A 12,162-nucleotide genomic window follows, 5' to 3' on the forward strand; every position below is an offset into this window, starting at 1 on the left:
AATATCATGGAGGAGTGGCCCCATGACGGAAGAACGAAGCAAACAAGCGGCCGCCCACGTGCGGATCGGTATAGCAGGCCATCTCGCCTTGGCGGTCTTGAAGGGCACGGCAGGATATTTGTCACAAAGTAAAGCGTTGATTGCGGACGCGCTCCATTCCGCATCGGATGCATTCAGCTCCATCGCGGGTTTACGCCCCGCCGCCAAAAGGTTTTCGGATGGAGACCTTGATTACGGGCAGATCAAAGCCATATCGAAAGTGTCAATCCTGATCGCGGTACTGCTGCTTATTTTGGGCCTGGAAACGGGTATTTCTTCCATAAAATCGGTTTATTACGGTGTCGACAAGGCGCCTGAGGCCTTCGCTCTGATCATTATCGTTATCTCTATTGCGGTTAAGGAAGCACTGTTTCAATTTAAATACCGGAGGGACAAAAAGCTTTCCGGACATGAACGAACCTCCGGCGCAAGCAAGCACCGCTCTGATTTGTATGCCTCCATTGCCGCGTTTATCGGTGTCTCGGGTGCGCTGCTTGGCTATTACCTGGGAAATACTGCGCTTTATTATCTTGATCCGCTGGCCGGGCTGGTCATTGGGGGACTTATCGTTCGCACGGGATATCAACTTCTGATAGAATCGATACATGACAAGCACGGCCATGAGCTGCATCAAGAGGATTCGGCGGAGATGCTTGATACGGTTCAGCGCGTGAAGGGAGTCATCACGATCGATGATTTGCGCGCAAGGGAACACGGCCATTACGTCATCGTCGAGATCAAAATCAGCGTAAACCCCCGAATCAGCATTCAGGAAGGCCACGATATCGCGAAGATTATCAAATTTACACTGATGAAGCGTTTTATTCATGTATCTGACGTTTTCGTTCATGTGAGCCCGTACGATCCCGGATATCCATACAAAAATCATGACTTGCAGGCCGATGAAATGCCTACACTGCTTCACTAAATGATGGGAGGGAAGGCATGCTACCAACAAAAGCCAGATGGAGTATCGGCAGCGTAGATCCAAAAGCGGCAGATGCGCTTTCCCAAGCATTGAATGTATCGCCGCTCATTGCCCGTCTGCTTGCGGTACGAGGCTTGACGGATATCGGACATGCCGCCCGATTTTTACATGGAGGAACGGATCAGACCCATGATCCGTTCCTTTTAGATGGTATGGCCGATGCTGTAAAACGTATTCGCCGGGCCATGGAGGCCGGCGAGAAGATCCGTGTGTACGGTGATTACGACGCGGACGGAGTAAGCAGCACGACACTGATGGTTCATCTGCTGCGACAAATGAACTGCCGCTTTGACTATTACATACCCCATCGGATACATGAAGGATATGGACTGAATATCGCCGCGTTGGACGCGGCTAAAGAGCAGGGAGTCAAGCTGATCGTAACCGTGGATACCGGGATCAGCGCTGTGGAGCAAATTGCATATGCCAATTCGATTGGTCTTGATGTGGTGGTCACCGACCATCACGAACCGCCGGATGTGCTGCCGCCGGCGTATGCTATCATCAATCCCAAGAAGCCCGGATGTCCTTATCCGTTCAAGCAGCTTGCAGGCGTGGGCGTGGCGCTGAAGCTGGCGCAAGCGATCTTGGGACGTTGGCCGGAAGAGCTGCTGGAATTTGCGGCGATTGGGACAGTAGCTGATTTGATGCCGCTGACGGAAGAAAACCGCATCATTGTCAAGCAAGGACTGGAGCGGATGCGGCAGACTGCGAATTTTGGTATCCGGGCGCTTTTTCGTGTGGCGGGAATCCCGCTGAAGGACGTAAATTCCACTCATATCGGTTTTGCTCTTGCTCCGCGCATTAATGCAAGCGGGCGTCTGCTCAGTGCGGATACGTCCGTAAGACTGCTTACGGCGACCAGCGAGCAGGAAGCGGAAGAACTTGCGGTTGAATTGGACCAGTTGAACAAAGAACGGCAGCGCATCGTGGACGAGATGGCAAAACAGGCCGTTGCGATGGTCGAAGAGCAGCGCAGCGTGGACGGAGAACTCCCCAAGGCGATTGTGCTTGCCCAGGAGGATTGGAATGTCGGCGTCATCGGTATTGTTGCTTCGAAAATCGTCGACAAATATTACCTTCCGACAATCATACTGGGGATCGACAAAGAAACGGGGATGGCGAAAGGCTCTGCACGTTCGATAGCCGGGTTCGATATGTACCGGGCGCTTACCCATTGCCAGGATCTGATGGAGCATTACGGGGGCCACCAAATGGCTGCCGGAATGACGCTGGCGCGGGAGCATCTGCCTGAGCTTGCGCGGCGAATGTCGGCATTGGCGATGGAGTGGCTCGCTCCGGAGGATTTTATTCCCGTGATGCATGCGGACATGCTTTGTGAATTTAGCGAAGTCGATCTGGAAAGCATCCGCCAATTGGAGCTGCTCGGTCCGTTTGGCATGGGCAATCCTTCACCCCGGTTCGTATTCAAGGAACTGGCGCTAAAAGATATGCGTACGATAGGGAAAGAACAGCAGCACTTGAAGCTGTCCTTGCAGTGCGCAAGAAACGAGACGGCCGCTGCTGTAGATGCCGTCGGCTTCGGCAAAGGGCGGCTGGCTGAATGGATTTCCCCAACCGCCTCCATCGACGTTCTTGGCGAGCTGTCCGTCAACGAATGGAACGGGGTGCAGCGGCCTCAGATCATGATTCAAGACTTGGGGGTTCATCGCGTCCAATTGTTTGATTGGCGCGGGACGCCAAGGCCCGACCGGAAGCTGTCGGAGCTGTGCGGACGGCTTAAACGGCACCCTCAGGGACCTGGACGGCCGCCGGCCGTGGTGGTGTTCGGTCCGGAGCCGCCCCCTAACCTGAAACTGTCCGGAGCCGGCTTTGCTCTCTGGTGTGCCTCATTGCACGGCCGGTTCCGTCCGTGCAATGAGGCCGCCAAGGACAACGCATTATCCGAGGCGCACGATGTGATGCTGTATTCGCTGCCGGATCGAATGGAGCAGCTTGACGCTCTGGCGGCGGAGGCCGCATCGGTTCAGCGGTATTACGCCGCTTTCGGCGGCACGGAAGAAGATAAGCAATCCGGGATCTTACCCGGCCGGGATATGTTTAAATCGGTTTACGGCGCGGTCATGGCATTGAAGCCGAAACCCGCGAGCGCAGAATGGACAGCCAGGCGTTCCGGAGTGCCGCTTCCGCTGACCCGTTTCATATTGGATGTATTTACAGAATTGGACTTGATGGAATCTCTGGGTGACGGCTATAGGATCATTGAGTCAACGGAGAAGAAGGATTTGACCGCTTCTTTACTTTATCAAAGCCGGATGAAGCGGCAGGATGTGGAGCAGGAACTGATGTACTCGTCAGCAAAGGAACTGCTGTCAAGGCTCTTTGCCCGGCATAAGCAAACCCAAACCATGTTGGAGGGAATCATATGAATTTCAAGGAACATATTCGAGTGATTGAGGACTTTCCTCAGCCGGGGATCAGCTTTAAGGATATTACCACTTTGCTAAAGGACGGAAAGGTATACAGGGAAGTGATCGCCGAAATGACAAGACGTCTGGAAGGCATTCAGATCGATTGTATTGCCGGCCCGGAAGCGCGCGGATTTGTCATTGGAGCTCCTTTGGCCGTGGCGCTGGGCGTAGGCTTTATCCCGATCCGCAAAAGCGGAAAGCTGCCGGGTGAAACGATCGAGGCGGATTATGCTCTTGAATATGGCAAAGACAAATTGTCCATGCATAAAGATGCCATTGCGCCGGGACAAAAAGTGCTGATTGCAGACGATCTTCTCGCTACGGGCGGCACAATCGCGACTTCGATAAATCTGGTCAAGCAGCTTGGCGGCGAAGTTGTCGGCGCGGCTTTTCTGATTGAACTGCTGGAGTTGAAGGGAAGAGAGAAGCTGGAGGGCATCGAAGTGCTCTCGCTGGTGCAATATTGATATAAACAGCGTGTCCATCCATTCGCCATCCTTGAAATCGCGCCGGGCGTGACAGATGCCGTGGCAGAAGTTCTTCAGGGCGAATATCCTAAAGCAGCACAAAAAGCCTATTCCTTACGAATAGGTTTTTTGTCTTTCCCAAGGAAAGGCGGAACTAAAGGATGGCTGGGGAATTGCCGGCAAAGCATATTGTGATCGGAAGTCAGCAGCTGAAGCAGCTGCAAAAGAATGTATGGAGCGACCGGTATGTTCAAGCGGTCATGACGGCGGGCGGGAACAAGGCGAACATACAAATCCGTTATCGGGGCGGACATACGCGGGAGTACCCGAAGCGTTCGTACGAGGTAATACGCGGAGGCAAAACGTATCATTACAACGCGGAATATGACGATCCCTCCCTGATTCGCAATGCGCTTTCTTTCCGGTTTTTCAATTGGATTGGTGTTCCGGGCCCGGCGACGAAGCACTGCTTGCTTTTTGTTAACGGGGTGTGCTTAGGCGTTTACCTCGAAATCGAGGGGGTGGACCGGTCGTTCTTTCGCAAGCGGGGAATCTCTGTTCAATCGCTCTTTTATGCGGTGAACGATCATGCGAATTTCGATCTGCTAAAGCCCGGATCGAAACGGAGGAAGGCGGAGCTGTTCTCGGGCTATCAGCAAATCATGGGCAACCCTGCGGACAGGCGGAAGCTGAAAAGGTTCATCCATCGGCTGAATACAACGAAAGGCGCCCATGAACTGAAGGCTTATCTGTATCGCAGAATCGATATCGATAATTATCTGCGATGGCTTGCCGGAGCTGTGCTGACGGGGAATTACGACGGATTCGAACAAAACTATGCGATATATCGTCATAGGGCTGCGCAAAAATACAGGATGATTCCATGGGATTATGAGGGAACATGGGGCCGCAACTGTTACGGAAAGCCTTGCGGCAGTGATTTGGTACGAATTACGGGCTATAATCGGCTGACACGCAAGCTGCTGCAATATGCTGAAGTACGCAGGAAATACAAACGGCTGTTGGTCAAGCTGCTGCAAACCGAGTTTACCGTATCCCGGATTCTTCCGGCTGCCGAATCCATGCATAACCAAATCAAGCCTTATATGAAATGGGAGCCGGTAAGGAAATGGCCTATTCATGTGTTTGACGGGGAACTGCAGTTCATTCGCAAATATATCGAAGAGCGTCGTACCCTGGTGACCGAGGCGATAAAAGAGCTTTGACCCAAACGGCGGACAGCGCACCGTCAGAAGACAGTGAGCTGTTTTTTTGTGCCCGAAAAAAAGCAGGATGCATGGCCTTCATTGCCATTGAAATCGCTTGCGTTTAAGAGAAAACGGCTAAGCTGGTTCTATTTGGCGCGCAAAATGTCGGTTTGTCCCGTATTTTCTTGACGGAGAGCCTATTCCAAGGGCATAATGGATTAAAATCAATTTAAGGGAATGGATGGACGGATGGGGATAGAGCAGCTTCTTGAGAAGGCATCCACATATTTAAAAGAGTATGATTTGAACCGGATACGCGAGGCTTACGAGTTTGCCGATCAGGCCCATTACGGGCAGGTGCGCAAATCCGGGGAGCCCTATATTTTGCATCCGCTCGCGGTGGCTGACATTCTCGTCAATATGCAGATGGATACGACTTCGGTGATTGCCGCACTGCTTCATGACGTGGTGGAGGATACGACCGTTTCTTTGGAAGTTGTACATGAGAAGTTCGGCGCGACATGTGCGATGATCGTTGACGGGCTGACCAAGCTGGAGAAGATCAAGTTCAAAAGCAAGGAAGAGCATCAGAATGAAAATTATCGCAAGATGTTCGTCGCCATGGCTCAGGATATTCGCGTCATCTTGATCAAGCTGGCGGACAGGCTGCATAACATGCGTACGCTGAAGCATCAGTCGGAGGAAGCGCAGCGGCGCATTGCCGACGAAACGCTGGAGATTTTTTGCCCGATCGCGCACCGGCTTGGCATATCGGCGATCAAGTGGGAGATGGAAGACATCGCACTGCGCTACTTGAATCCGCAGCAGTACTATCGGATCGTCAACCTGATGCAGAAGAAGAGGGCCGAACGGGAACAATATATCAATGACGTGATTTCCACGGTACGCGACAAACTGCATGAGATGGGGATCGATGGAGATATTTCCGGCCGGCCGAAGCACATCTACAGCATTTATAAAAAAATGACCGTAAAAAACAAGCAGTTCAACGAGATCTACGATTTGCTTGCTCTGCGGATCATCGTGGACAATATTAAGGACTGTTATGCGACGCTAGGCATTATTCATACGCTCTGGAAGCCGATGCCGGGCCGGTTTAAAGACTATATCGCGATGCCGAAGCCGAATATGTACCAGTCGCTGCACACGACGGTCATTGGCCCCAAAGGCGAACCGTTGGAGGTGCAGATCCGTACATTCGAAATGCACCGTACGTCCGAATACGGGGTTGCGGCTCACTGGGCGTATAAGGAGGGCACAAACGTACCGTCGGGCAGCTATGAAGATAAAATGCATTTTATTCGTGAGATTATTGAGCTGCAAAACGAGACGCAGGATGCCCAGGAGTTTGTAGAATCGCTCAAAATGGACTTTTTCTCCGATTTGGTTTTCGTTTTCACGCCGAAAGGGGAAGTCATCGAGCTGCCCGCGGGATCCGTACCGCTGGATTTTGCTTACCGGATCCATACGGAGGTCGGCAACCGGACGATCGGTGCCAAGGTGAACGGAAGAATTGTGCCTCTGGATCATAAACTTAAAACAGGCGACATTGTGGAAATTCTCACCTCCAAGCATTCGTACGGCCCGAGTCAGGATTGGGTAAAGCTGGCCCAATCGTCTCATGCGCGCTCGAAAATCCGCCAATGGTTTAAGAAGGAGCGGCGTGAGGAAAATGTCTTAAAGGGCCGGGAGATGATCGAACGCGAGCTGAAGCGGCTTGGTTTGGAGCCATCCGCGCTGATGAAAGACGATGAGATGCTGGAGGTTGCCCACAAATTCAACTTCCAGGAAGTAGAGGATATGCTGTCTGCTGTCGGCTTCGGCGGGATTACGGCGGCGCAAATCGTTACGCGCTTGACGGAGAAGATCCGCAAAGAGGCCCAGGAAGCGCAGCAGCAAGCGCTACTCACCTCCGAAGTCAAGGAGATGAAAGCTCCTGCGGAGAAGGAGCGCAAAGGCCGTCCGACGAACGGAGTTCGGGTCAAGGGCGTGGACAACCTGCTTGTCCGTTTTGCCCGCTGCTGTAATCCGGTTCCGGGCGACAGGATTATCGGATATATTACCCGCGGCCGCGGGGTCTCCGTCCATAGGGATGACTGTACGAATATTCCTTCGCCCGAGTTCAGCGATGAAGGAAACCGCGTGATTGAGGTCGAGTGGGTGGAGGATGTCGAAGCCAACTATAACGTGGAGATTGAAATTACCGGCCATGACCGGCGCGGCTTGCTCAACGAAGTGCTGCAGGTCGTGTCCGAGAGCAAAACGACGATATCCGCCGTATCCGGGCGCTCGGACAAGAACAAGATGGTGATGATCCACATGACGATCCTGATCAAGAACATTGATCATTTGCATTCGGTTGTCGAGAAAATCAAGCGGATCAAGGATGTATACTCGGTTCAGCGCATTATGCAGGCTTGACCCGCGATCTACTACGATAGGAAACGGAGATTGTTGATACATGAGAGTCGTATTGCAGCGCAGCAAGAACGCCGCGGTAACCGTGGACGGCCAAACCGTGGGCAAGATTTCTCACGGGCTGGTGCTGCTCGTCGGAATTGCCGACGGCGATACCGAACAGGATGCCGCCTATATCGCGGAGAAAGTGGCCGGATTGCGTATTTTTGACGATCAGGCCGGCAGGATGAATCTTTCCGTGCTGGAGACGGGAGGGCAGGTGCTTTCGATTTCGCAATTTACCCTTTACGGGGACTGCCGCAAAGGACGCCGCCCGAATTTTATGGGAGCTGCGCGTCCCGAACACGCCGAGCCGCTGTACGACCGGTTTAACGATTTGCTGCGGGAGCGGGGGCTTCAGGTGGAAACGGGACGCTTTGGAGCGAGGATGGATGTATCGCTCGTGAATGACGGGCCGGTGACTTTGATTGTGGAAAGCAGGCAAGCCTAACCGCGCTTTGCCGGGCAGGAAGGATAAGTCCGTAAGGTTTTGGGGAAAATGGGGACATGGCGTAGATGTTGCCGATTCGTATCTAAATAAGGAGCTGACTCCATACCATGTACCGATCTCCAAAAGAACAACGGATGTTATTGCCCGAGCTCCAATTGAGTTTGGGTTCTGGACGTACGGAAGAAGCGGCTGCGCTGCTGCCTTCCGGGCTTGCTGATGGCGAAGCGGGCTCAGCCTTTTCTTCCGTAAGCGAGCAGCTTAAGCGGACCATGCGCAAAACTTCCCGCTAACCCTTCGAAACCGCGGGCGTATTCCAGAACTAAAGCAAACGAAAAAGGGCTCCGGATGGGGCTTTTGTTTTGTCAATATTTCATCATGACAGGGGGATGATGGATGAAGATCGAATTTGAACGGATTGGCTTTGAAGGGCAGACGACGGAGATATTCCATATCTGTAAGCTGTTCTTTGATGAAGTCGAGGCGGTATACGAGCCTGCGTCCGATGCGCGGCTGCACATGCTCATCCAGGTGCAAGCGGATACGTCGGACGGGATGATGACGGCCTACGTTCGGATGGTCGACAGAATCGGCGGACAAACCTATGAAAACCGGCACAGCCGGGCGATAAAGTCCGGTGACGAAGGGGTTAAACGTTCCGTGAAGCGGGCCATCGGCTATGGCCTCCTGAAAGTGCTTGGCGATTATACGGGGATGGAACAGGCCTGGGGGACGCTTACCGGCGTTAGACCTACCAAGCTGATGCACAACATGATGATGACCAAAAGCATCGAGAGCTGCAAGCAGATCCTGCGTGACGAATATTTGGTTTCGGAGGCTAAGGTGGAACTGCTTGCAGGCATTGCCGAACGTCAGCTTAGGGTGATTCCGGATTTGTTCCGTCTGGAACGCGAGGTGAGCATTTATATCGGCATCCCTTTTTGCCCGACCAAATGCGCTTACTGCACTTTTCCGGCTTATGACATCCGGGGCAGCAACGGATCTGTCGAAGCTTTTCTGGAGGGGCTGCACTATGAAATTCACGAAATGGGACGCTGGATGCGCGAAGCCGGTGTTGCGATCACTACGATATATTGGGGCGGGGGCACTCCGACGAGCATTACCGCCGAGCAGATGGACGCGTTGTTCGTTGCGATGCATGAAGCGTTTCCCGCGATTGATAAAGTGCGTGAACTGACCGTCGAGGCGGGACGTCCCGATACGATTACCGAGGACAAGATCGAGGTGATGAAGCGCTGGAAGGTAAACCGGATCAGTATCAACCCGCAGAGCTTCACCCAGGCGACACTGGACACGATCGGGCGTCATCACACCGTGACAGAAACGATTGACACCTTCAAGCTGGCCCGTAAGCTCGGCATGAACAACATCAATATGGATCTGATTATCGGGCTGCCCAATGAAGGAATGAATGAGCTGCAGCGGACGTTGGATGAAACGGCGAAGCTGATGCCGGAGTCGCTTACGGTGCACACGCTGTCGTTCAAGCGCGCTTCCCGGATGACCAAGAACAAGGACGATTATGAGGTGGCCAAGCGAGACGAGATTACTGAAATGATCCGGGCTGCTTCGGAGTGGACGGAGCGTAACGGTTATAAGCCGTATTACATGTATCGGCAAAAAAATATTCTCGGCAACCAAGAAAATGTAGGTTATTCTTTGGAGGGCTTTGAAAGCTTGTACAATATTTTGATGATGGAAGAGCGGCAGACCATTATCGGGCTTGGCTGCGGAGCGGTAAGCAAGGTGTTGTTTCCCAAGGTAGCACACGAGGACGGCTTCGAGCAGCGTATCGAGCGTTTCCCAAATCCGAAAGAGCCGTCTGTCTATAATCAGGCCTATAAGGAATATATCGGCAAAAAAATTCGACTTTTGAATGAAGCTTACGATGTTGCGGTGAAAAAGGTGTAATTTTTTGAAACCATTTGCGCCCGTTTACGTATAAACGCACTGTCTGTCCCCCTATGGCTGACTTCCGAGGCATAATTTGGAACTTACATTTTCTTTATTACATGATTAAGAGGTGTTGTATGGCGGTAAAAGCGAGAATTTCCAATGGCGGCAGCGCAAAAGGATATGTTTTGTTACTGGCGCTGATGGTGTTGATTGCGGCAGGAGCCAGCGGTTTGTATTGGTGGAAATCGGAAAGCACGAAGGCGTACGAAGGCCGTACAGGCGTACCCCAAAAGCTTACTGATGTGAAAACGGTGGAGGTTCCTAAAGACAGTTATGACGTCATTGTGGCCGGCACGGATCCTGAAGGTGTTGCAGCAGCGGTTTCCGCATCCCGCAACGGGTTGAAAACACTGCTTGTCGATGGGCACAACCGGGAAATTCTCGGTGGTTTGATGTCCCTGGGTTGGCTGAACAGCCTTGATATGAATTATGAGCCCGATAAAGGGGTGCTTCATAAAAGAGAGATTTTGAATAAAGGTATTTTCGCAGAGTGGTATGCCAAAATCGAAGGCGATTCTTTTGATGTGATTACGGCGGCAAACGCCTTCAATGAGCTTGTGGCCAATGAGAAGAACGTGGATGTGCTGCTCAAGGTGAAAGAGATGGAGCCGGTAGTCAGCGAGTCGGGATCGACGTCTACCGTCACAGGATTGAAGATCACCTTGGCTGACGGCACCGTCAAAACGGTTCAGACCAAGGCTCTGATCGATGCGACCCAGGATGCGGATATGGCCGCGGCAGCCGGCGTACCTTACACCACGGGCCGGGAGGATTTGGGCGATCAAAAGTCGCGCATGGCCGTTACGCTTGTGTTCCGTTTGAAAAATATCACGCCTGAGGTTTGGCAGAAGATGGCGCAGCGGCTGCAAAACGACAATGATCCCGGAACGGGCATCAACGAAATGAGCGCTTGGGGTTACAAGGATATGAAGGATTACCCGCCGATGAACAAGGAACGGGTCGCGATGCGCGGGCTCAATATCGGCAGGCAGAACGACGGTACGATGCTGATCAACGCATTGCAAATTTTTGGAATCGACGGCACGGATCCGAAATCGAAGGAAGAAGCGTTTCAACTTGGCAAGGAAGAGCTTCCGCATATCGTTGATTATATGAAAAAGAAGTATCCCGAGTTTGCCGGCATCGAGCTGGACGCGACTGCCCCTGAGCTGTATGTTCGTGAGACGAGGCATATTCAGGGAGAATACAGGCTGAGCATCATTGACGTGCTGGAGAACCGCGATCAATGGGACCGGATCGCCTTCGGCTCCTATCCGGTTGATATCCAGCGCATGTCGCCTGCGGATACCGGAGCTGTGGTAACCGTACCGCAGCAGTATGCCGTTCCTTTCCGCAGCATCGTTCCGCTCAAGGTGGACGGATTGCTGGTCGTCGGACGCTCGGCAAGCTTCGATACGCTTCCGCACGGTACGGCCCGCGTGATTCCTGTCGGGATGGCTACCGGTGAAGCAGCGGGAGCCGCAGTGAAGATTGCCAAAGAAAAGGGACTCACGTTCCGGCAAATGGCTGCGAATAAAGATGCGATCACGCTGCTGCAGGAAACGTTGAACAACCAAGGCATGGTGCTTCAGCCTTTCAGCATCAAGCCGCAGCCGTTCATGGAGCACAAAGCGTATGACGGACTGAAGGTTGCGGTTTCGCTGGGGCTTGCTACCGGCGGGTATGATAACAATTTTGCCCTGGACGACAAAAGCAACCAGCAGAGGGTGGCGAATATGCTGGAGGGTATGCGCAAATTCAAGCCGGAGACGCTGTCCGGCAGCCCTTCGGCTGCTTTAGGAAAAGACACGGATCCGAAAAATCTGCCAGTTTCCATCGAGCAAGCGGCATATATGGTTGCTCTGATGCTCAAGGTGGATGCCACCCGGGAAAACGCGGTTGAAGTTCTGCAAAGCAGAGGCTTCCTGAAGCCGGAAACGGTCGAGGCCATTGCGAATAAACAGGAGCTTACGAACGGTGACACTTACTTGATGATCAGGGATGTGTACAATGCCGTAAAGGATTTGAAATAACTTGTCGAATTCGTTCGATACAGAGTTAGTTTTGGCTTGACTTTGGAAATCTTCATGATTAGAATATAACGTAGTCGATTGAGTCATATTCC

General features: G+C 52.6%; 9 protein-coding genes. All 9 read left to right on the plus strand.

Going from position 1 to position 12,162, the window contains the following annotated elements; all coding sequences use genetic code 11:
• Positions 1-22: 22 nt before the first annotated feature.
• Positions 23-967, plus strand: a complete 945-nt coding sequence (locus EXW96_RS06450) for a cation diffusion facilitator family transporter (RefSeq protein WP_174350166.1) — start codon at positions 23-25, stop codon at positions 965-967.
• A 17-nt stretch (positions 968-984) separates the two neighbouring features.
• Entirely contained in the window at positions 985-3,417 is a 2,433-nt protein-coding gene (gene recJ, locus EXW96_RS06455; protein ID WP_174350167.1) for a single-stranded-DNA-specific exonuclease RecJ, read from the plus strand.
• Complete coding sequence (locus tag EXW96_RS06460) at positions 3,414-3,926, plus strand: adenine phosphoribosyltransferase (RefSeq protein ID WP_054819009.1); 513 nt, start codon at positions 3,414-3,416, stop codon at positions 3,924-3,926. Before recJ ends, EXW96_RS06460 begins: the two co-directional genes overlap by 4 nt.
• Before the next feature lie 161 nt (positions 3,927-4,087).
• Positions 4,088-5,152 (plus strand): CotH kinase family protein, encoded by a 1,065-nt coding sequence (locus tag EXW96_RS06465; RefSeq protein WP_174350168.1) that lies wholly within the window; start codon positions 4,088-4,090, stop codon positions 5,150-5,152.
• Positions 5,153-5,383: 231 nt separating this feature from the next.
• Positions 5,384-7,576 carry a RelA/SpoT family protein gene (locus EXW96_RS06470; RefSeq protein WP_062409223.1) on the plus strand — a complete coding sequence of 731 codons (2,193 nt, stop codon included), beginning with the start codon at positions 5,384-5,386 and terminating at the stop codon, positions 7,574-7,576.
• A 40-nt stretch (positions 7,577-7,616) separates the two neighbouring features.
• The gene (gene dtd, locus EXW96_RS06475; RefSeq protein WP_062409222.1) at positions 7,617-8,063 is read left to right on the plus strand and encodes a D-aminoacyl-tRNA deacylase; all 447 of its coding nucleotides are present in this window, start codon (positions 7,617-7,619) and stop codon (positions 8,061-8,063) included.
• A gap of 107 nt (positions 8,064-8,170) precedes the next feature.
• Complete coding sequence (locus EXW96_RS06480; protein ID WP_054819007.1) at positions 8,171-8,353, plus strand: hypothetical protein; 183 nt, start codon at positions 8,171-8,173, stop codon at positions 8,351-8,353.
• Positions 8,354-8,456: 103 nt separating this feature from the next.
• A complete protein-coding gene (locus EXW96_RS06485) occupies positions 8,457-9,992 on the plus strand; it encodes a coproporphyrinogen III oxidase (protein WP_062409221.1) in 1,536 nt (511 codons plus the stop codon).
• Between the two features lie 119 nt (positions 9,993-10,111).
• Positions 10,112-12,070 (plus strand): FAD-dependent oxidoreductase, encoded by a 1,959-nt coding sequence (locus EXW96_RS06490; protein ID WP_062409220.1) that lies wholly within the window; start codon positions 10,112-10,114, stop codon positions 12,068-12,070.
• The last annotated feature ends 92 nt before the right edge of the window (positions 12,071-12,162 follow it).

The sequence above is a fragment of the Paenibacillus sp. JMULE4 genome (genome assembly GCF_013337105.1).
Taxonomy (GTDB): Bacteria; Bacillota; Bacilli; order Paenibacillales; family NBRC-103111; genus Paenibacillus_G; species Paenibacillus_G naphthalenovorans.